Source organism: Bradyrhizobium sp. Ai1a-2, from assembly GCF_000426245.1.
GTDB lineage: Bacteria > Pseudomonadota > Alphaproteobacteria > Rhizobiales > Xanthobacteraceae > Bradyrhizobium.
The window spans coordinates 24,992-45,027 of sequence record NZ_AUEZ01000019.1 but is presented as its reverse complement, the minus strand read 5'-3'; the positions used below and the strand labels follow the sequence as shown (position 1 = coordinate 45,027).

The 20,036-nt window shown below is 61.9% G+C and carries 18 protein-coding genes; 11 read left to right on the top strand and 7 right to left on the bottom strand.

Annotation, left to right across the window (positions count from 1 at the left end; translation table 11 throughout):
* Positions 1-102: 102 nt before the first annotated feature.
* Both K288_RS0115290 and K288_RS0115285 read right to left on the bottom strand, forming a co-directional pair.
* Complete coding sequence (locus K288_RS0115290) at positions 103-1,455, bottom strand: malonyl-CoA decarboxylase (protein ID WP_027580359.1); 1,353 nt, start codon at positions 1,453-1,455, stop codon at positions 103-105.
* Positions 1,456-1,561: 106 nt separating this feature from the next.
* The gene (locus K288_RS0115285) at positions 1,562-2,362 is read right to left on the bottom strand and encodes a helix-turn-helix transcriptional regulator (RefSeq protein ID WP_043159938.1); all 801 of its coding nucleotides are present in this window, start codon (positions 2,360-2,362) and stop codon (positions 1,562-1,564) included.
* A 97-nt stretch (positions 2,363-2,459) separates the two neighbouring features.
* On the opposite strand from K288_RS0115285, the gene K288_RS0115280 reads away from it, so the two are divergent.
* The 6 genes from K288_RS0115280 to K288_RS0115255 all read left to right on the top strand — a co-directional run bounded on the left by K288_RS0115280 (position 2,460) and on the right by K288_RS0115255 (position 9,763).
* Positions 2,460-3,638: an MFS transporter gene (locus K288_RS0115280; RefSeq protein WP_027580357.1), complete on the top strand. Its 1,179-nt coding sequence runs from the start codon at positions 2,460-2,462 to the stop codon at positions 3,636-3,638.
* A gap of 204 nt (positions 3,639-3,842) precedes the next feature.
* Positions 3,843-5,405, top strand: a complete 1,563-nt coding sequence (locus K288_RS0115275; protein ID WP_027580356.1) for an SUMF1/EgtB/PvdO family nonheme iron enzyme — start codon at positions 3,843-3,845, stop codon at positions 5,403-5,405.
* A 33-nt stretch (positions 5,406-5,438) separates the two neighbouring features.
* Positions 5,439-5,864 (top strand): DUF4399 domain-containing protein, encoded by a 426-nt coding sequence (locus K288_RS0115270; RefSeq protein ID WP_027580355.1) that lies wholly within the window; start codon positions 5,439-5,441, stop codon positions 5,862-5,864.
* Between the two features lie 156 nt (positions 5,865-6,020).
* Positions 6,021-6,767 carry a transporter substrate-binding domain-containing protein gene (locus tag K288_RS0115265; protein ID WP_043159937.1) on the top strand — a complete coding sequence of 249 codons (747 nt, stop codon included), beginning with the start codon at positions 6,021-6,023 and terminating at the stop codon, positions 6,765-6,767.
* Between the two features lie 381 nt (positions 6,768-7,148).
* Positions 7,149-7,967 carry a formate/nitrite transporter family protein gene (locus tag K288_RS0115260; protein WP_027580353.1) on the top strand — a complete coding sequence of 273 codons (819 nt, stop codon included), beginning with the start codon at positions 7,149-7,151 and terminating at the stop codon, positions 7,965-7,967.
* A 56-nt stretch (positions 7,968-8,023) separates the two neighbouring features.
* Positions 8,024-9,763 (top strand): bifunctional protein-serine/threonine kinase/phosphatase, encoded by a 1,740-nt coding sequence (locus K288_RS0115255; protein WP_027580352.1) that lies wholly within the window; start codon positions 8,024-8,026, stop codon positions 9,761-9,763.
* A gap of 591 nt (positions 9,764-10,354) precedes the next feature.
* Here K288_RS0115255 and K288_RS0115250 read toward each other — a convergent pair.
* Both K288_RS0115250 and phaZ read right to left on the bottom strand, forming a co-directional pair.
* Entirely contained in the window at positions 10,355-11,152 is a 798-nt protein-coding gene (locus K288_RS0115250) for a substrate-binding domain-containing protein (RefSeq protein WP_027580351.1), read from the bottom strand.
* A gap of 135 nt (positions 11,153-11,287) precedes the next feature.
* Complete coding sequence (gene phaZ, locus K288_RS0115245; protein WP_027580350.1) at positions 11,288-12,511, bottom strand: polyhydroxyalkanoate depolymerase; 1,224 nt, start codon at positions 12,509-12,511, stop codon at positions 11,288-11,290.
* A gap of 194 nt (positions 12,512-12,705) precedes the next feature.
* Between phaZ and K288_RS0115240 the strand changes: the two genes are divergently transcribed.
* Both K288_RS0115240 and K288_RS0115235 read left to right on the top strand, forming a co-directional pair.
* Entirely contained in the window at positions 12,706-13,359 is a 654-nt protein-coding gene (locus tag K288_RS0115240; protein WP_027580349.1) for a glutathione S-transferase family protein, read from the top strand.
* Between the two features lie 326 nt (positions 13,360-13,685).
* The gene (locus K288_RS0115235) at positions 13,686-14,120 is read left to right on the top strand and encodes a cupin domain-containing protein (RefSeq protein ID WP_027580348.1); all 435 of its coding nucleotides are present in this window, start codon (positions 13,686-13,688) and stop codon (positions 14,118-14,120) included.
* Between the two features lie 335 nt (positions 14,121-14,455).
* On the opposite strand, the gene K288_RS0115230 is transcribed toward K288_RS0115235, so the two are convergent.
* Complete coding sequence (locus K288_RS0115230; protein WP_027580347.1) at positions 14,456-14,680, bottom strand: hypothetical protein; 225 nt, start codon at positions 14,678-14,680, stop codon at positions 14,456-14,458.
* Positions 14,681-14,854: 174 nt separating this feature from the next.
* Here K288_RS0115230 and K288_RS0115225 point away from each other — a divergent pair, with 174 nt between their 5' ends.
* Positions 14,855-15,220, top strand: a complete 366-nt coding sequence (locus tag K288_RS0115225) for a hypothetical protein (RefSeq protein WP_244443152.1) — start codon at positions 14,855-14,857, stop codon at positions 15,218-15,220.
* 125 nt (positions 15,221-15,345) lie between these two features.
* Here the strand turns inward: K288_RS0115225 and K288_RS0115220 are convergent, their stop codons facing one another.
* Positions 15,346-16,449, bottom strand: a complete 1,104-nt coding sequence (locus K288_RS0115220) for a mandelate racemase/muconate lactonizing enzyme family protein (protein WP_027580345.1) — start codon at positions 16,447-16,449, stop codon at positions 15,346-15,348.
* A gap of 87 nt (positions 16,450-16,536) precedes the next feature.
* Entirely contained in the window at positions 16,537-17,769 is a 1,233-nt protein-coding gene (locus tag K288_RS0115215) for an ABC transporter substrate-binding protein (RefSeq protein ID WP_043159916.1), read from the bottom strand.
* Between the two features lie 241 nt (positions 17,770-18,010).
* Between K288_RS0115215 and K288_RS0115210 the strand changes: the two genes are divergently transcribed.
* Positions 18,011-18,850: an AraC family transcriptional regulator gene (locus K288_RS0115210; RefSeq protein ID WP_027580343.1), complete on the top strand. Its 840-nt coding sequence runs from the start codon at positions 18,011-18,013 to the stop codon at positions 18,848-18,850.
* Between the two features lie 233 nt (positions 18,851-19,083).
* Positions 19,084-20,010, top strand: coding sequence for an SMP-30/gluconolactonase/LRE family protein (locus K288_RS0115205; RefSeq protein ID WP_027580342.1), 927 nt, complete (start codon positions 19,084-19,086; stop codon positions 20,008-20,010).
* Positions 20,011-20,036 lie beyond the last annotated feature (26 nt).

Sequence of the window (20,036 nt, the reverse complement as noted above, 5' to 3'; positions counted from 1 at the left end):
GGATGGGTAGAGCGCAGCGAAACCCATCATGCGCGCCGCTTGCTCCGAAGCCGATGGGTTTTGCTGCGCTCTACCCATCCTATGGAGCTCAAGTGGCGCCCCTCACGACAGCCGCATCTCGAGCAGGCGGCGGCCTTCGCCCTTGAGCAGCTTCTTCACGGCGCTGGAGGCGATCACGTCGCCGTTGTTGGCGTAGGCTTCGTGATTCTTCTCGATGTCGTCGAGGCGATAGAGATAGTTGACCATGATGCCGGCGGATTCGCGCAGACCCTTGGGCGAGAGGTCGCCGAGCCAGTTGATGCGCTCCAGCCGTGCGCCGTTGCCGAGGTGGAAGCGCGCCACCGAATCGATCAGCCGTCCCTTCGGTGTCCGCGCTTTCAGGAAAAAATAGGCGGCGAGCGGCTCGAGCACGGTGCGGAGCTGCGCGGCCAGTTCGGTATTCTCGAACCAGTCGGGCTTGGCGAGACTTTCGAGCAGCAGCCGGTCATCGTCGGAGAGCGGTGCGTCGGACGCTTGCCTCAGCCATTGCATGAAACCCGGCACCGGCGACAGCGTCACGAAGGTGTCGAGCTTCGGCAATTCGCGGCGCAGTTCCTCGACCACCTGCTTGATCAGGAAACTGCCGAAGGAGATGCCGCCGAGCCCACGCTGGGTGTTCGAGATCGAATAGAACACGGCAGTGCGGGCGCGCTCGATCGAGACCAGTTCGCGCTGCTCGGCGAGCAGAGGCGCGATCGCGCCGGGGATCGTCTCGGTCAGCGCGACCTCGACGAAGATCAGCGGCTCGTCATTCAGCGCCGGATGGAAGAACGCGTAGCAGCGGCGGTCGATGGGATCGATGCGGCGGCGCAGGTCGTTCCAGTCACGGATCTCATGCACCGCCTCGTAGCGAATGATCTTCTCCAGAATATTGGCCGGCGTCGACCAGTCTATCCTGCGCAGCACGAGGAATCCCCTGTTGAACCAAGAAGAGAGCAGATGGGTGACGTCGCGGTCGAGCGACTCCAGATCCTTGTTGCCTTTCATCAGGTTGAGCAGATCGGCGCGCATCGCCACCAACTCGCTGGTGCCGCCCGGCGCGCGATTGAGCCGGCGGATCAGTTCCTGCCGGCGCGGCTCGGAGGCGAAATGCAACTCGCTGGCTTCGCCGTCGTCGGAACCCTTGCGCCAGGCCTCGATCGCCTGGATCAGCTTGGCACGGTCAGGGCCGAAATCCCGCGACAGCGTCTGGAAGAACGCCAGCCGTCCTGCAGCATCGAGGTGGTGGTAGCGGTCGAGCACCTCGCGCGCCATGGCGGTGCCGGAGGCTTCACCGCGGCCCGATAACAGCGCCTCGCACAATTCAAGAAGCTCGGAGGCGTCCTGCTTCGTTTCCAACGAATTGCCTCGCCGGAGCAGCGTGCGGCCGCGCTCGGAAATCGTTGCAAGCAGATCGGAGAAAAAGGCGTTGGCCATGGGAAGGATCGAATCCGGTTACACCGAACCTTACATAGGATTTAGGTTCCTGCCGACTATAATCAAGAACACCATTTTGTCATGACCTGCCGACGATGTCTTGCCTTCATTCCTTGCCCGCAAATTTCGTCGGCGTCTTGCCGGTTACCTGGCGGAACGCGTGAGAGAATGCCGGAACGCTGGCATAACCGAGGTCGGAGGCGATCTGCTTGATCGACACGTTAGATTCTGTCGACAATCGTTCGATTGCAGCTGCGATGCGGGCGCGCTGGCACCAACTCTTGAAACTCAACTGCGTTTCCGACGAGAACAGACGCGACAAGGTTCGCGCCGACGTGCCAACCTCGCGCGCCAGCGTCTCGATTTCATATTGCGCGGTGGGATTGGCGAGGACGATGTCGGCGGCACGCCGACAGCGTGGTTCCTGCGGCAACGGAATGAAGGTCGCGGAATCCTCGGCCTGGTCCAGTTCCAGCATGACCAGTTGCAGCAGAAGCCTGGTCCGCTCGTGGTGATCCTGCCTGTCGAACAGCGCCAGGATGGTCTGGTGCAAGAGCGGCGATATCCGCACCACGAATTCGGAGCCGATGCTGTTGCCGCGCGCGTTGCGCTTCAGCCATGGCAATTCGAAATACAGCGTCCGCATCTGGATGTCGGCGAGCACGTCGATCGAATGCTCCAGCAAGGCCGGCACCCACACCGCGCGATCCGGCGGCACCAGCCAGCGGCCCTTGGGCGTCGTTACCTGCATCGTGCCCTCGGCGGCGTAGACCAGCTGGGATTCGCGGTGCATGTGGGTGTCGAGCCGGACGCCGCGCCGATAGTGGCGCGCGACCAGATGCACGCCATCGCCGGTGGCGCGCTGGCCCCGCAAGATCGCGGCAATTGGCGTTTCGGCGACAGTCATTGGCGACATCCCGTCAGGACAACTGCCTATAACCTGGTTCGGGAAGCAAGAGGATTCCCCAAGAGGACTTCTAAAGAGATCGAAACGGGATCAACGCATGAACAGCCCCGGCCGGGTGATAGCCTACGTCAACGCCGCCCATTTCATTGACCACTATGCAATGCTGATCTTCGCCGCCGCCGTCATCGTGATGGGACCGGCGCTTGGCATGGCCTATTCGGAATTGCTGCCTTACGCCACTCCGGGCTTCATCGCCTTCGGCGCCGGCTCGCTTCTCACCGGCTGGCTCGGCGACCGCTGGAGCCGCCGTCATATGATGGTCATCTTCTTCATCGGCATCGGCCTGTCGATGATCTCGGTCGGCTTCGTGCAGACGCCGCTGCAGCTTGGCGCGGCGCTGCTCGCGATCGGCGTGTTCGCGTCGATCTACCATCCGGTCGGCACCGCCATGATCGTGTCCTATGCCGACAAGCTCGGCCGCGAGATGGGGCTGAACGGCGTCTGGGGCAATCTCGGCGTCGCCTCCTCGGCGTTGGTCACCGGCGTGATCGGCCAGTATCTCGGCTGGCGCTTTGCCTTCATCATTCCCGGCGTCGTCACCGTGCTGCTCGGCATCGCCTTCGCGCTCACCGTGGTGCATGAGGATCGCAAGGGCACCAAGCAGGCCGCAGCCCAGGCGCGCGTCGCGAAGAAGGACATGTGGCGGGTGATCCTGTCGCTCTTGATCGTGGTGATCGCGATCTCGACCACATTCAATGCGGTCACGGTGGCACTGCCGAAACTGTTCGCCGAACGGCTCGCCGACCTGACGAAAAGCCCGGCGCTGCTCGGCGTGATCGCAGCCGGCGTCTATGTGTTCGGCGCGATGACGCAGTACACGATCGGCAAGCTGCTCGACCGCCATGCGCTCAAGACGGTGGCGCTGCCGCTGTCCTTCATGCTGGCGCCCTTCCTCTATCTGGCAGCGACGCTGTCGGACCTGCCGCTGATCCTGGTGTCGATCGGCATCGTGATGGGCGCGTTCGGCCAGGTCACGGTCAACGACGCCATGGTCGGCAAATACACCAGCGAGGAATGGCGCTCGCGCGCCTATGCGGTGCGCTATTTCGTCGGCTTCACGGCGGCCGGCGCTTCGGTCGGGCTGGTCGCCTGGCTCTACGAGCAGGGCGGGTTTGTCACCATGCTCCGTGCGTTCGCCGGGCTTTGTCTATTGGCGATTGCAGCGGCTATTATCCTGCCCCGCGAGATCAGGACGCCGGCGCCGCAGGCGAGCTAAGGCTGGGGATATTTTGTCGCGGACACGTAAGGTTGATCGTTATGTGAACTGCATCACTTCATGCGCCGCACAATTTCTGGCAAACTTGTTCCGGGTGGAGAGTGTGATAGGCTCTTAATGGGTAGATCATTAGGTTTCGGGGGCTGAGGCGCTTATATTCTGCCTCGAACGCTGCATTTGCGGTTTGTGGAGCCCAACCGATCCATGGGTGAGATTAGAGACTTCAAGTCGGGTAGGCACGAGCGGCCGCCGGGCGATTCGACGCCGCGGCGGCTCGCCGCGATTGTTGCAGGCGACATCGCCGGCTACAGCCGCCTTATGCAGCTCGACGAGGAGGGCACGCACAGCCGCGTCAAGCGGATCGAGCGCGACCTGATCGAGCCCACCATTTTGGAGCATCACGGCAAGCTGGTGAAGACGACCGGCGACGGCTTCATTGCCATGTTCGACAGTCCGGTCGAAGCCGTCCGGTGCAGCATCGTGATCCAGCAGAACCTGGTCGGCCGCAACGCGGCGGTGCCGAAGGACTACTGGATCGAGTACCGGATCGGCGTCAATCTCGGCGATGTCATCATCGAGCCCGACGACATCTATGGCGACGGCGTCAACGTTGCCTCGCGCCTGGAAGGGATCGCGGAGCCCGGGCAGGTCTTCATCTCCGGCGGCATCTACGAGCAGATCAAGCACAAGCTGGTGTGCGGCTACGAATCGCTTGGCGACCGCAAGGTCAAGAACATCACCGATCCGGTGCGGGTCTATCGCGTGCTGCCGGATGCCTCGGCGTTCCACCGCACACGCCGGCGGCGCGAGAACATCCTGATCTTCCTGCTCAGCATCACGCTCGCGATCATCGCCGGCGGCATCCTCTGGTCCTTGCTGATGCCGCGGGGCGAGAAGGTGGCAGACCGCACGCCGGCGCCAGCCTCATCGCCGTCGCCCGTGGCATCGCCGAAGGCGGCCGAACCGGCACCCGCAACGAAACAGGCGGCAGCCCCGGCTGCCAGCCCCACGGCGCAACCGCAGCCGCCGAAACCGCAGCCCTCTGCGAGCCCGGCCGTCACTGCGGTCACCCCGCCGCCCGCTCTATCGATGCGGGAGCCCGAGATGGTCGCCCTTCAGGGCGGCAGCTTCTCGATGGGCAGCAACGATGATGCGTCGGAGCGGCCGATCCGAAGGGTGACGATCAAGCCGTTCTCCATCGGCAAATATCCGGTCACGGTCCGCGAATGGAACGCCTGCGCCGCCGCCAAAGCGTGCGGCTTCACTGCGACCGGAAAGGACGAGGCGCCGATCACCAATGTGAGCTGGACCGATGCCAAGCAATACGCCGCCTGGCTCGCGGACGTGACCAAGAAAGCCTACCGGCTTCCGAGCGAGGCCGAGTGGGAGTTTGCTGCCCGCGGCGGGACGCAGACCAAATATTGGTGGGGCGACCAGATGCAGCCGGGCATGGCTGGTTGCAAGGATTGCGGCGACAGCACCGCCGCCGAGCAGCCGACCAAGGTCGGCAACTTCAAGCCGAATCCGTTCGGCCTCCACGACATGGGCGGCGGGGTCGACCAGTGGGTAGAGGATTGCTGGCACAAGAACTACCAGGGCGCCCCGGCCGACGCTTCACCCTGGCTTGGGGCAGACTGCACCTCCCATGTACTCCGCTCCGGCTCCTGGAAGAATGATACGCGTTATGTGCGACCGGCCAATCGAGACAACTACGACACCAACGTTCGGTATCCGACCCACGGCTTCCGGGTCGCACTGTCACCTTAAAGTGCTTGAAGTATTTGAATCGGGGAGGGGGCAATGAGAATTGCGCGCGCACTTCTGATTTCGGCGGTCCTGTCGTCGCTTGCGAACATTGCGCAGGCGCAAGACAAGCCTGCGCCCAAGGACGCAGTCCTGTATTTCGTCTGGCCGCAGAACGGCGCGACCATCAAGGGCGCATTCTGGGCCCGCTTCGGCCTGCGCAACATGGGCGTGACCCATGCCGGCGATGACTATGCGAACGCCGGCCATCACCATCTGCTGATCGACGTGAACGAGCCGCTCAACCCGGACGAGCCAATCCCATCGGATAAGTCCCATCTGCATTTCGGCGCAGGCCAGACCGAAGCGCGCATCGAGTTGCCGCCGGGCAAACATACTTTGCAGCTCGTACTGGGCGACGCCAAGCACTATCCCTTCAAGCCGCCGGTCGTGTCGGAGAAGATCACGATTCGCGTCAGATAAATTTGCAGCGTTGGCTGGCTTGCGAAAACCGGCAGTTGCGTGTTCTCCCATCATGCGGTTTGTTGCTGCAACAGCCGGGCAACAGACCCTGCGTGGAGGAAGCCGATGTCCAGCCAACTGCCCCTTATCACAGGCCTTGTTGTCGCGATCGCCATGATGGCCGCGCCGGCCGGCGCCGATGCCCTGAAGGACGAGATCGCACCGACCGGCAAGCTCCGCGTCGCGATTGCGATCAGCCCGGCAGGCGGCGCGTTCTGGTCCACCAGGACCGAGACCGGCTATGCCGGCGTGCCGGTCGATCTCGGCAAGGCGATGGCCGCGCAACTCGGCATACCCGTCGAATATGTCGTGCACCAGAACTCCGGACAGATCACCGATGCGGCATCCAAGGGCACCTGGGACGTCACCTTCCTGCCCAAGGATCCCGAGCGCGAATCCAAGATGACGTTCGGCCCGATCTATGAGGTCGCGGACGCCACCTACATCGTCAAGCCGGGCTCGACGGTCACGAATTTCGCAGGCCTCGACCAGCCGGGCGTCAAGGTCGCTGCCGTCAACAGCACCACCACGATGCGCGGTGCGATCGCACACCTGAAGAGTGCGAAGGTGACGGGATATCAGACCTATGACGAAATCTTCAATCTCCTGAAAAACGGCGAGGTCGACGCATTCGCGCTCTCGCGCGACCAGCTCAACGCGATGGCGAAAAAGATTCCGGGAACGCGGGTGCTGGACGAGACCTTCAAGCAGACGGTAACCGCGGTTGCGGTCCCGCTGAACCATCCATTGTCGGCGACCTTCGCAACCAAGTTCATGACGGAAGCGGTTGCCAATGGCACCCTGCGCAAAGCCTATGACAACAACGGGCTGAAGGACACGCCGATCCGGACTCAGGCCAAATAAGCAGCGTGCGCGCCGTATAGGCAATTTGCCCAAATCGACGGCATGACGTTCCCCGAGCCGGCGCAGCGACAACTGCCAAAGTCTCTGCAATTCCAGGCTGTTCTCGGATCGACCGGCGAAGACGGCTGTTGGCACATCGATTGCTTTTAGATGCGCCAGTCAATGACGACTGCCGTCCTCCGGATCGCCTAAGCCAGCGTTGGCTCAAGGCACAGGGATCAAAGCGACCTCATTAGGACGCGGCGAGCAGTCGCTAAAGACGCCACCCCACATCCCCGCGCGGTAGATCCGGCGCGCATCCAGGACGGCCACTCATCCTTCATATCAGCGTCGCGGTCCAAAGCCGCGGTGCCCTTGGTTTTGCGAATAAGGGGAACAGGAATGGCCTATCTCGTGCCTTCGGAATTTGTCACCAAGATGGTGGACGCGGGTGAGTCGAAGATCTTCATGTCGACGCGCGACACGGTGATCCGTGCCTATATGGCAGGTGCGATCCTGGCGCTCGCCGCGGCCTTTGCGGTGAGCGTCAACGTATCGACCGGTGTGCCTATCGTCGGCGCCGCGCTGTTTCCGGTCGGTTTCTGCATGCTCTATCTGTTCGGCTTCGATCTTCTGACCGGCGTGTTCGTGCTGTCGCCGCTCGCCTGGATCGACAGGCGGCCGGGCGTGACGCTCGGCGGCGTGCTGCGCAACTGGGGCCTGGTGTTCGTCGGGAATTTTGCCGGCGCCTTCACCGTGGCTGTGATGATGGCGATCGTCTCGACATTCGGCTTCTCTTCGCCGCCCGACAAGGTCGGCCAGATCATCGGCACCATCGGCGAGAGCCGCACGGTCGGCTATGCGGCGCACGGCACAGCAGGGATGCTGACGCTGTTCGTCCGCGGCATGCTCTGCAACTGGATGGTCTCGGCCGGCGTCGTCGGCGCGATGATCTCGACCACCGTCAGTGGAAAAGTGATCGCGATGTGGATGCCGATCATGCTGTTCTTCTTCATGACCTTCGAGCATTCGGTCGTGAACATGTTCCTGTTCCCTTCGGGATTGCTGCTCGGCGGCAAGTTCACGATCATGGACTACCTGATCTGGAACGAGATTCCGACGGTGCTCGGCAACCTTGTCGGCGGTCTCGCGTTCACCGGGCTGACGCTCTACGCCACCCATGTCAAGACAGCGCCGAGGCGCGAGCGCCTCGCGGCTTGATCTTGTGGGCTGACAGGCCTCTCCCGTCTGAGAGACGTGTCAGCCTCCGACACGCGATGCCGCGCGAACTCAAAATATCGGTCGGGCAGTGTTCCGATCAGGGCCGCAAGGAAACCAATCAGGATTTTCATGGCGTCCTGATTCCGAGCGAGCCGCTGCTCGGCCTGAAGGGCATCGCCATCGTGCTCGCCGACGGCATCAGTTCGAGCAGCGTCAGCCGCATCGCGAGCGAGTCGGCCGTCAAAGCGTTCTTGACCGACTATTACTGCACATCGGAATCCTGGTCGGTGAAGACCTCGGCGCAACGTGTGCTGGAGGCCACCAATTCGTGGCTGCATGCGCAGACACGGCGCAGCCAAAACCCTTACGAAAAGGACAAGGGCTGTGTCTGCACCCTGAGTGCCATGGTGATCAAGTCGACCACCGCGCACATCTTCCACGTCGGCGACTGCCGGATCTATCGCCTCGCCGGCAACAGCCTCGAGCAACTGACCACCGATCACCGTGTGGTCCTGTCCTCGGTGCAGAGCTATCTCGGCCGCGCCTTGGGAGTAAATCCGCAGGTCGAGATCGACTATCAGTCGTTCAGGATCGAGCAGGGCGACACGTTCCTGTTGGCGACCGACGGCATCTATGAGCATGTCGCACCGCGCCAGTTGGCGAAGATGATCGCCGACGGCGCCGACGACCTCGACAAGGCGGCCAAGGCGATCGTCGAGCAGGCCTATGAGCGCGGTAGTCAGGACAATCTCACCGTCCAGATCGTGCGTATCGACGAGCTGCCGGAGAGCAGCGCCAGCGAGGCGTTCGGGCAACCGAGCGAGTTGCCGTTGCCGCCGCTCCTGGAAGCCAGAATGGCGTTCGACGGTTACACCATCGTGCGCGAACTGCATGGCAGCAGCCGCAGCCACATCTACCTCGCGGTCGATGACGACACCGGCACCATGGTGACAATCAAGATACCGTCGATCGATCTGCGCGACGATCCCGCCTATCTGAAGCGGTTCATGATGGAGGAATGGGTCGCCAAGCGCATCGACAGTCCCCATGTGCTGAAGCTTTGGACGCCGTCGCGCAAACGCAACTATCTCTACGTCGCGACCGAATTCATTGACGGGCAGACGCTCCGGCAGTGGATGATCGACAATCCGAAGCCGCAGCTTGAAACGGTGCGTGGCATCGTCGAGCAGATCGCCAAGGGCATCCGGGCCTTCCATCGCAAGGAAATGCTGCACCAGGACATCAGGCCCGACAACATCATGATCGACAAGACCGGCACGGTGAAGATCATCGATTTCGGCTCGACCAAGATCGCCGGCGTGGTCGAGGCGGCGCCATCGGATGACCACAACGACATCCTCGGCACCCAGCAATACACCGCCCCGGAATATTTCCTGGGCGAGCCCGGCACGCCGCGCTCGGACTTGTTCTCGCTCGGCGTCGTCACCTACCACATGCTGACGGGAAGACTGCCCTATCGCGCCCGGGTCGCCCGCGCGAGGACGCGATCGGACTTCAACAAGCTCGTCTACGGCTCGGCCACGCACATCTGTCCCGAGATCCCGATCTGGGTCGATCGAACGATGGAGAGGGCTGTGCATCCCAATCCATATAAGCGATATGACAGCCTGTCGGAGTTCTTGTTCGACCTCCGCAATCCCAACGCAAAATATCTGACGACGTCATCGACTCCACTGATCGAGCGCAATCCGCTGTTGTTCTGGAAATGCACGACGCTCGTGCTGGCGCTCACCCTGGTTCTCTTGCTGGCCTACTGCGCACATCGTTTTCACTAGCGAGCGTACTCAAAACTTCGGTCAGGTCCGCTTTCCTCCGAGGGGGACGTAATTGCTGCACGATAGCGAAATGGCGCAATGGGCAACAGCGAACATCGTTCGGGCCGCCTCCACCGCGACTCCAACCGTAGCTGCTCCCACCGTAGTTGTTCCAACCGGGGTTATTCCAACCAGGGCTGTTCCAACCGGAGTTGTTCCAGCCGAAGTTGCTCCCGCCGTAGTTCATAGCGGGCTGCGTCCGGGCGTAACTGTGATGCGTCCTGGCGCCTGACTTATGATGCTTCGTGTATGCAAGTGCGAACGTACTTGAGAGCGCGAACGCCGAAGCCAGTGCTATCGTCGCAAGTTTCATGGTCGTTCTCCCTTGGTTTAGGGAATTCAATGCTCCACCCTCTACGACCGCGAACGCAGCGAGCGCATCCGCCTTCCAAAAGGAAAGTGGCATGCCTGCCTATGCACTTCCGGCAGATCGCGGTCTCGTGATGATCGAGGTCGCGGCTATACAAATTCGGCCATTCTCGCATGACCGCCAGGCTGAGAAGCAGTCGCTTGCATCGATCGGGCTATGGCTGCGCGTTATTGAGTCCACGCCTAGTGCGTGGTGCTGCTGGTGGGAATCGGGTCCAGTCCGCTCCTGATCAGCTCAGCGCGAGCGTCGGGCGATGCGAGGAACTGGATCAGCGCCCGTCCGGCGTCGGGCTCCTTCGAGGCCCTGGCGATCCCCGCGGAAAACACCGTGATCTTCTGCAGCTCATCCGGCAGCGGGCCGACGATGTCGATACCGGCGACTGGCTTCAGTTCGCTGATCTGTTGGAAGCCGATCTCGGCTTCACCCTTGGCCACGATCTCGCCGACCGGCGTGGCTGGAATCTTCCTCGCTCTGTCCTTCATCGCCTCGGCAATGCCGAGCCTCTGGAACATATCGGTCGAGACATAGACGCCGCTGGCGCTGTCGGAATAGGCGATCGACTTTGCCGCGAGCAGCGCGCGCTTCACGGCATCTGATGAAGTGATGTCCGGCTTTGGCGCGCCTGATTTCACGGCGATCCCGATCGGCGATTTGACGAGATCGACGCGGCTGTCGGCTATCACCTTGCCTTGCGCAGCGAGGTCGTTGAGGGCGTAGCCGACCATGATGAGAACATCTGCGGGCTCGCCGCGCTCGAGCCGCACCGGAATCGCGTTGACGGTGGTTCCCATCGACGGTCCATAGGCGGTCGATACCTTGTGGCCGGTCTTGCGCTCGAATTCGGGCACCAGGGCCTTGTAGGCGGCAGTCAGCCCACCCGAGATCATCACGTGGATTTCGGCGGCGGAGGCAGAAGTGGTGAGGAAGAGTACGGAGACGAAGGCGAGGGCGAATGCGCGGAAGGTGGCGCGGTGCCGCATGGATGTTTCTCCCCAACGATTCTCTGATTGCTGCGGGCACGTTACTTCGGCAAGCAATACGCGGCTAGCAGTAACCGCTCACGCTGAAGTGGGTTCAGCCATGCTATTGGAGAGGGACGAGGCGCTCGTCGCCTGTCACGAATTCACGTGCACGAAGTCGCGCAATAGCGGATAGATCTCGTTGTTCCAGCGCTTGCCGCTGAACACGCCGTAATGGCCGACGCCGGCCTGCATGTGGTGCACCTTGCGATAGCCGCGCACGCTGGTGCAGAGGTCTTGCGCGGCCAGCGTCTGGCCGATCGAGCAGATGTCGTCGCGTTCGCCTTCGACCGTCATCAGGCCCATGCGCCTGATCGCGGCGGGATTCACCGGCCGCCCCCGGTGCATCAGCTTGCCCTGGGGTAGTAGATGCTCCTGGAACACGTCGCGCACGGTCTCGATGTAGAATTCCGCCGGCAGATCCATCACCGCGAAATATTCATCGTAGAAGGTCTTGATGACGTTCGCCTTCTCCTTCTCACCCTTGGCAAGATGATTGGCGAGGTCCATGTGCTGCTTGATGTGGCGCTCGAGGTTCATGGACACGAAGGCGGTGAGCTGCACGAAGCCCGGATAGACCTTCCGGAACGCACCCCGGCACTGGATCGGCACATAGTTGATGAGGTTGTGCTCGAACCACTTTATCGGCTTGCTCTTGGCAAACTCGTTGACCTTGGTCGGTTGGATGCGCGTATCGATCGGCCCGGCCATCAAGGTCAGCGATGCGGGCCGTGCGGGATGATTGTCTTCCGACATGATCGCCGCCGCCGCCAGCGCCGACACCGAAGGCTGGCAGATCGCGACCATGTGCGCGCGCGGGCCAAGCTTGTCGAGGAAAGTGATGAGATGGTCGGTGTAGTCCTCGAGCCCGAAACGGCCCTGGTTGAGCGGAATGTCGCGCGGATTGTGCCAGTCGGTGATGTAGACGTCGTGATCCTGCAGCAGGGTTGCGACCGTGCCGCGCAGCAGCGTTGCGAAATGACCCGACATCGGCGCCACCAGCAACAGGCGCGGGTGCTCGGGTCCGTCGACTTTCTTGAAGTGCAGGAGCGATCCGAACGGCGTGGCGTAGGTGACTTCCTCCCGCACCTCCAATGCCCGATTGCCCACCTTCACGCTGCCGATGCCATAGTCGGGGCGGGTGTAAGTCAGGGTCGAGCGCGAGATCAGTTCGAGTGCGGCCGCAAGCCGGCCGAATCGCCGGCCCGAGATCCCCTGGGGTACGAGATTAAGATATCTAAGTGCCGCTGCTGCCCCCGTGCGCCATGGTGCCGTCAGGTCCATGTGATTCTGGTAGGCTTGGTACATCATTGACATCATACGCGACCGCCCTTGCCCCCTGTTGCTATGCAATATCGGAGCCAAGGCGGAGTCGAAGAGCCCTCGAAATTGGCACGTGGCTTGCTGTTTGGGATAGTCGGCGCCCAGGCAATAAGTGGGGGGCGCTGTCCGCACGGGTCGGCTGGCGGCTTTGAGGCCCTGCGGTTGACGTTGAGGCGTGAGGGGAAGGCCCTATGGCAACGACTCTGACCATCAGCAGCAAGAACTACTCGTCATGGTCGCTGCGCGGCTGGCTGCTGGCGAAATTCGCGGGGCTGGAATTCGAGGAAGTTGTCACGCCGCCCGACGACGCCTCGGCGCGCGCGGAGCTGCTGCTGCTGTCGTCGTCGATCCTGGTGCCCTGCCTGCGCCACGAGGGCGCTACCGTCTGGGACACGCTGGCGATCGCCGAGTACCTCAACGAGATCAAGCCGAATGCCGGCCTGTTACCGGAAGACCGCATAAAGCGAGCGCATTGCCGCTCGATCTGCGGAGAAATCCACTCCGGCTTCACGACGTTGCGGGCCTCGCTGCCGGTCAATCTGAAAGGCCATTTCCCTGGCTTCAAGATCTGGTCGCGCGCCCAGGCCGATATCGACCGGGTCTGCACCATCTGGCGCGACTGTCTTGCGGAGTCCGGCGGGCCATTCCTGTTCGGTGAGCGCCGGACCATGGCGGATGCGATGTATGCCCCGGTCGTCACCCGCTTCATCACCTATGACGTCAAGCTCGAGCCGACGCTTGCGGCCTATGCCGCGACCATCATGTCGATGCCGGAAATGCGGGAGTGGGGCGAGGCGGCCAAGGCTGAGCCCGCCGACGTCGAGGAGCTGGAGGTCGAATATTAGGCAGCGCTGCCTGCCGGCTGCGCGGTCAGCGGGCTCAAGCACGGTGCAGGTCCTGCCTAAAGCCCGTGCCATGGAAGCCGCGCACGAATAGCGGCGGCCAAGCGCTGGTTGCACCGCGAAAAACCGCCCGACTCAAATTCAGGCACGGTTCCAGACGCTTCGCCTGTCTGGCGACAGCGATCTGCAAAAATCGCCGCACCGCAACGCGGCTGGCGCGGATTTCGCATGGCAGCAATCAAGCTGTGAACGCGACGATGCGACGCTGCCGAAAATTTGGACGCCTTGCGTAGCCGCGCTCTCGCGATCGAGAACGTTGGAGGCTTCAAATGAACCAGCATGCCGTTGTCAGCAAGTTCTCTCACGTCAAACCAGGCGATACCGAATTCAAGGGCGGGGGCCTGCGCGACTTCTTCCTCTACCGCGATCTCGGCATAGCCGATGCCACCGGCGGCCAGGTGATCTGCCATCTGGTCAAGGCCAATCCCGATTGCCCGCCCGAGGACGGCACCGGTTGGCATCGCCATGATTGCGATTTTCAGATCGTGATCATGATGAAGGGCTGGGCGCGCTTCATGTACGAGGACAAGCCGACGCTGGTGCAGGCCGGCGACGTCGTGCACCAGCGGCCGGGCATCGTGCACTACCTCTTCGACTACTCACCGGACATGGAATATCTGGAAATCGTGAGTCCGGCGGACTTCAAGACCGTCGACATGCCGCCGGCTACCGACAATGTGCCGCCGGTGACGCCTTGGAAGTAACTGATTGGAGGTGACCGATCATGTCGTCCCCGGAGGAATTAACTTTTGTCGTTGGCCGATGGCTGCGGCCGCTGGTTGTTCTCCTGCATGTGGTGCGCTGGCTCGGATTGGCGCCGACATCTAGCCGTGAACAACAGCGTACGGCACTCCATCACTGATTCGGACGCGCTTCGTTCCACCGACGTTCCGAACCTTAAGGCGACGAATTTGCCGTCGCATTTTGATACAACCAGATGCGAGAGGGATGATGCTTCATCCCTCTCGCATGTCTTGTTTCAGCGTGAGCTTCGCGTGTCTCGCGAAGCAGAAGCCGATCGCAACTCTTCTGTTCTCTCCTAGGCTGCACCCGTTTGCTTGACGCGTGGAAAGCGCCAGGCGATCACGGTCGCTTCGACCGTGCCGCCGGATTCGTCATTGAGCCAATGACCGTCGGTAAAGCGACAGGCGAACGGCAGCTGATATGTGCCGCTCTGATCTTCGCAAAGCACTTCGACGATCTCGTTCGCCGGAGGCTCGCCGTTGCCATCGAATTGCGCCAGTCGCTTTTCGCGCGTTGCCATCTGATTATTCTCCACTTCCGATGCGTGGAAACGTTTGGGTTCCCAAAAGCCCCCCGCACCCCGCAATAAGTGAAAGACAACGCCGGAATGCGGTTACAGTGTGGTATCTCTGACGATGTCGCCGCGCTTTGCGCACATTGCCGTGAGCGCGTGGAGGATTTAATGAACGTTAAGATGATGATCGCCGCGCTCATGATGCTTGTGCCCAGCGCACTGGCATTTAACAAAGTTAATGCTCAGGATGTTCCGGGCATCGAGATCTGTACGGTCGAGAAGACCTGGGAGCGGCGTACGAGCTGCCTGCAGAGCAACGTCGACTTCCTACAGAAGACGATCACGAAGCTTGTGACCGATCATCAGCAGAAGCTCGATGCTGCCAATCGCCAGATTGAAGGACTCAAGAGCGCATCCGTTGCCTTGCAGAAGCGTGTGGATGATCTCTTGGCTGCGCAGAAGAAGACGGACGAGGATTTGAAGAAGAAGGCCGACATGCCGCTGGCAAAGGACAGTGCGCCGGCGGCGAAAGAGGGCGGCAAGTGATCTGAGTCCGTCATTGTGAGCGCAGCGAACCAATCCATGCCGCCGCTTGCGGAGACATGGATTGCTTCGTCGCTATCGCTCCTCGCAATGACGCCCTGCAATGACCCCTGGGGTGTCGAGCCTCCTCAGGACACGCGGTACTGCTCCATCACGTCTCTGTCGGGCTCATAGCCGAGTCCTGGCCCTTGCGGCACCTCGACGCCGCCACTTGCATCGACATCGGCGCGGCCGCGCCAGAGGCAAGCCGGCCGTTTCATATAGAAGACTTCGATGAAGCCGTCGTCCCTGATCGACATCAGGTGCAGCGTCGCCAGGAAGCCCGGCCCGAAATAGGGCGAGTGCGGAACGATCTTGACGCCGAGTTCGTCGGCGAGCGCCGCAACTCTCAGGAACTCAGTGATGCCGCCGACCTTGATCACCGAAGGCTGTGCATGGCTGACGGCGCCCGCCGTCATCATCTGGCGGAACTGGTGCACGGTGCAGGCATTCTCTCCGGCCGCGATGTCGAGGCCGCCCTTGGCGCGCACGTCGGCAAGCGTGGCAAAATCCTCCGACGGCCAGACCGGTTCCTCGAGGAACATCGGGGTTGCCGCCTGACAAGCCTGTGCGAAAGCGATCGCGCTCGGGCCGTCCAGCGGACAGTTCATGTCGACCATCAGCGGGATGTCGCTGCCGATCGCGTTGCGTGCCGCGAACACCGCAGGCGTCGTGGTCTCATGCAGCTTGATCGCGCCGTAGCCCTGGCGGATCGCGGCTTCGCATTCGCTCGCGATATGTTCCGGCGTGCCGATCCGCAACAGGCTTGCATACGCCGGGATCTTTGGACGTGTGGCCTCGCCGATCAGCCGATGCAGCGGCACGCCCTTGATCTTCCCGGCAAGGTCCCACAGCGCGATGTCGAGCCCCGAGATCGCGAACATGGTGATGCCGTAGCGGCCGAACAGGTGCAGGTTGCGCTGGATCTGTTCCATCACGGCGGGAATGCCGGCGGCATCAGGCACGTCGAGGCCGCGCGCCTGTGGCGCAATCATCTCCTCGACCGCGGTGCAGGTCGTGCGTGGACAGACATAGGCGAAGGCGTCGCCCCAGCCGGTGAGGCCGGCGTCGGTCGAGACTTCGACCAGCACCATGTCGAGCGCTGCGATTGCCGAAGCGCCCTGCCGGAAGCTCGCGGGGCCGGCGTCATAGGGGACGCGGATGTGGTGTGCACGGACATCAGTGATTTTCATGGCATTTCTCCCGGGCGGAATGACGTATCCCGCACGAGCGGGATACGCCGATTTGAAGCAATGGCTACTTTTAAGAATGGCTACTTTTTAAGAGCTCTTCTCGCCGCTCATGACGGGGCCGAATCGTTCCCAGCTCTCGCCCTTGAAACGCATCATCTGGAGCTGCTCGATCGGCGAAAAGTCGGTCGGGCTGGTCTTGATGCGGGTGCCCGGCAGGTAGATGCCGATCTGGAAATCGAGATTGGCCGCTTGCTTCATGACGTTCTCGCGGGTGAGGTTGTCGCCGCATTGGCGCAGCACCTGTTCGACCCCCTTGGCGACGCCGTAGCCGAACACGGTCGCGGCATCGTCGAGATCGCCTTCGGGATACCATTTGGCCATGAATGCCCGCCACTCGTTCATCGCGGGATCGTTCTTCCATTCGGCGTCCTTGGGATCCTTTAGATAGGCGGTGGACAGCACGCCCTGGCTCGCTTCATAGCCGGCAGGCTTCATGACACCGCCGATCGAGCCGGAAACATTGGTGAGGAACTGTACCGGGTGCCAGTCCAGTTCGGCGATCTTCTTGATCGCCTGCGCCGCGAATTTTGGCGTGGCGATGTTGACGAAGATGTCGGGATTGGCGCCCTTGATCTGCACCACCTGCGAGTCCACCGTGGGCGAACTGGTTTCGTAGGAAGCCTCCACAATGATCAATTTGTTGGCCTGGTCGCCGAGGCCTTCGCGCAGGCCGATCACATAGTCCTTTCCGAAATCGTCGTTCTGGTAGAGCACGCCGATCGTCTTGCCGGGATAGTTCTGCAGGATGTACTTGCCGTAGATCCGGGCTTCGACCTGGTAGCTGGGCTGCCAACCCATGGTCCACGGAAAATTCTTCGGGTCGTTCCACTTGGCGGCGCCGGTGGAGACGAAGAGCTGCGGCACCTTCTTCGAGTTCATGTATTTCTGGATCGCGGTGTTGCCCGGCGTGCCCAGCGGGTTGAAGATCAGCAGCACCTCGTCGTTCTCGACGAGCTTGCGTGCCTGCTCGACCGTCTTCGGCGGGCTATAGGCGTCGTCATAGGTGATGAAGTTGACCTTGCGGCCGTTGATGCCGCCTTCCGAATTGAGCTTGTTGAAATAGGCCGCTTCGGTCTTGCCGATGGTAGCATAGGCGGAAGCCGGGCCGGAGTAGGGCATGATGTTGCCGATCTTGATTTCGGTGTCGGTTGCACCGGGGTCGTATTTTTTCTGGGCGCTGGCTGTTCCCACGAGCGCGACAGCGAGAAGTCCCGCGAGCAGCGCGGATTGGGCATGGTTCAAGAGTCGGTGGTGCATCATTGTCCTCCCTGACAGTTCGCCGCGGCTCTTGCAGTCTTGATTATGTGCAGCTTGATGTGAGCCGTCGGATCGATGCGTCAGCGAGTATGCACGATTGGCTATGCCTTGCCAGCGAAGGGGTGGGTTGCAATTTCCGTGGGACGGAACGAGGCTCTGGTCGGCGAGAGACAGCAAGGACTGTCAAACGAGGCAGGGCGCGATCGCGCATGATGGATGCGTTTCGAGGGAAGGCCCGACAGCCATGAATCCAGCGCAGAAGGCGCTCTGGTACATCGAGAGCCATCTTGGTCAGCCGCTGACGCTCGACGAGATCGCCGGCATCGCCGGTGTCTCGCGCTTCCATTTGGTGCGCGCGTTTGCTGCAGGGACGGGGTTTTCGGTGATGCGTTACGTGCGCGCCCGCCGTCTCAGCGAGGCGGCTCGCGCGCTTGCGAGCGGCGCGCCGGATATTCTCAGCCTGGCGCTGGATGCGGACTACGGCTCCCACGAAGCGTTCACCCGCGCGTTCCGCGACCATTTCGGCGTCACGCCCCAAACGGTTCGCGCCACGACGTGCCTCAGCAAGCTGAAACTACAGGAGCCGATCATGATGGATTCAACCGCGCTCGATCATCTCAGCCCGCCGCGCATTGCGACCGGCAAGGCGTTCCTCGTTGCCGGTGTCGGCGAACGCTACAATCACGGGAATTGCGAGGGCGCCGGCATTCCGAACCAGTGGCAACGCTTTCAGCAGACGGTCGGCAATATTCCCGGCCGCATCGGCAACGTCGCCTATGGCGTCTGCTGCAACGGAGATGACGCCGGCAATTTCGATTACATCGCCGGCGTCGAGGTCGCCGACTTCTCCGACCTGCCGCGCGAGTTCAGCCGGGTGCGAATCCCCGAGCAGAAATATGCGGTCTTTACCCATCGCGAGCATATCTCGACGATCCGGCGGACCGTGAATACGATCTGGAATCACTGGCTGCCGCAATCCGGTATGAAGGCGGCGGATGCGCCGAACTTCGAGCGCTATGACGAGAAGTTCGATCCGACCACCGGCAATGGCGGCCTCGAGATCTGGGTGCCCGTGAAGGAGTGATGGACTCGTAGGATGGGTAGAGCGAAGCGAAACCCATCAATGCACCAGCTGTGATGGGGGCGAGATGATGGGTTTCGCTTCGCTTTACCCATCCTGCGACAGCTCGCAAAGCTGCCCTGCTTCGCGCTTGCTTGGCAAGCAACGGCGTCTTTGCCATAACTCCGCGCCAACAACACGTTGCGTGGGGCGGTTGAAAAAATCCCCTTGCAGCCATAAGCAGCCGGGAGGATTTCATGGCCAATATCCGCGTTCTCGCCACCGATCTCGAATTTCCGGAAGGGCCGGTGGTGATGCCGGACGGATCGGTGGTGCTGGTCGAAATCCGTGGCCGGCGATTGACGCGGGTCTATCCAGACGGGCGCAAGGAAGTGGTGGCGCAGATTCCAGGCGGCCCCAACGGCGCGGCGCTCGGTCCCGACGGCAAGATGTACATCTGCAACAATGGCGGCTTCAGCTGGATCCCGACGCGCAACATGATCATGCCGGGGCCGCAGCCGGAAGACTATATCGGCGGCTCGATCCAGCGCGTGGACCTGCAGTCGGGCAAGGTCGAGACCGTCGTCGACAAATGCGGCGAGCATGCCTTGAGAGGACCGAACGACCTCGTCTTCGACAGGCACGGCGGGCTCTGGTTCTCCGATCTCGGCAAGCGCCGTGCCCGCGAGATGGATGTCGGCGCGTTCTATTACATCAAGCCCGGCATGAAGGAGATCGTCGAAGGCGTGCACGGCCTGCTGCCGGCCAACGGTATCGGCCTGTCGCCGGACGAGAACACGGTTTACATCGCCGAGACGCCGACGGCGCGGCTCTGGGCCTACGATCTCTCCGCGCCCGGCACGGTCAAGCCGCGCGATGTGATCTATCGCGGCGAGCGCGGCAAGCCGATAGCCGGGCTCGGCGGCTACCAGATGTTCGACTCGCTCGCCGTGGAAGCGAGCGGCAATGTCTGCGTGGCGACGCTGGTCACCGGCTGCATCTCGGTGATCGCGCCTGACGGCACGCTGGTGGAGCAGGTGCCGACCGGCGACCGCGTCACCACCAACATCGCCTTCGGCGGGCCTGAGCTGAAGACCGCCTACATCACGCTGTCGGGCAAGGGCGAACTGATCGCGATGGATTGGCCGCGGCCTGGGCTACCGCTGAATTTTTTGAACAAGTGATGTAGTACGTCATTGCGAGGAGCGAA

Bases quoted from the DNA above. Each gene is read 5' to 3' on its own strand.
- K288_RS0115265 (WP_043159937.1), top strand. From the start codon at position 6,021: ATGGCCGCGCCGGCCGGCGCCGATGCCCTGAAGGACGAGATCGCACCG.
- K288_RS0115275 (WP_027580356.1), top strand. From the start codon at position 3,843: ATGGGTGAGATTAGAGACTTCAAGTCGGGTAGGCACGAGCGGCCGCCG.
- K288_RS0115270 (WP_027580355.1), top strand. From the start codon at position 5,439: ATGAGAATTGCGCGCGCACTTCTGATTTCGGCGGTCCTGTCGTCGCTT.
- K288_RS0115285 (WP_043159938.1), bottom strand. From the start codon at position 2,362: ATGACTGTCGCCGAAACGCCAATTGCCGCGATCTTGCGGGGCCAGCGC.
- K288_RS0115205 (WP_027580342.1), top strand. From the start codon at position 19,084: ATGGCCAATATCCGCGTTCTCGCCACCGATCTCGAATTTCCGGAAGGG.
- K288_RS0115230 (WP_027580347.1), bottom strand. From the start codon at position 14,680: ATGGCAACGCGCGAAAAGCGACTGGCGCAATTCGATGGCAACGGCGAG.
- K288_RS0115220 (WP_027580345.1), bottom strand. From the start codon at position 16,449: ATGAAAATCACTGATGTCCGTGCACACCACATCCGCGTCCCCTATGAC.
- K288_RS0115235 (WP_027580348.1), top strand. From the start codon at position 13,686: ATGAACCAGCATGCCGTTGTCAGCAAGTTCTCTCACGTCAAACCAGGC.
- K288_RS0115290 (WP_027580359.1), bottom strand. From the start codon at position 1,455: ATGGCCAACGCCTTTTTCTCCGATCTGCTTGCAACGATTTCCGAGCGC.
- K288_RS0115255 (WP_027580352.1), top strand. From the start codon at position 8,024: ATGCCGCGCGAACTCAAAATATCGGTCGGGCAGTGTTCCGATCAGGGC.
- K288_RS0115240 (WP_027580349.1), top strand. From the start codon at position 12,706: ATGGCAACGACTCTGACCATCAGCAGCAAGAACTACTCGTCATGGTCG.
- K288_RS0115210 (WP_027580343.1), top strand. From the start codon at position 18,011: ATGAATCCAGCGCAGAAGGCGCTCTGGTACATCGAGAGCCATCTTGGT.
- phaZ (WP_027580350.1), bottom strand. From the start codon at position 12,511: ATGATGTCAATGATGTACCAAGCCTACCAGAATCACATGGACCTGACG.
- K288_RS0115280 (WP_027580357.1), top strand. From the start codon at position 2,460: ATGAACAGCCCCGGCCGGGTGATAGCCTACGTCAACGCCGCCCATTTC.
- K288_RS0115215 (WP_043159916.1), bottom strand. From the start codon at position 17,769: ATGATGCACCACCGACTCTTGAACCATGCCCAATCCGCGCTGCTCGCG.
- K288_RS0115260 (WP_027580353.1), top strand. From the start codon at position 7,149: ATGGCCTATCTCGTGCCTTCGGAATTTGTCACCAAGATGGTGGACGCG.
- K288_RS0115225 (WP_244443152.1), top strand. From the start codon at position 14,855: ATGATGATCGCCGCGCTCATGATGCTTGTGCCCAGCGCACTGGCATTT.
- K288_RS0115250 (WP_027580351.1), bottom strand. From the start codon at position 11,152: ATGCGGCACCGCGCCACCTTCCGCGCATTCGCCCTCGCCTTCGTCTCC.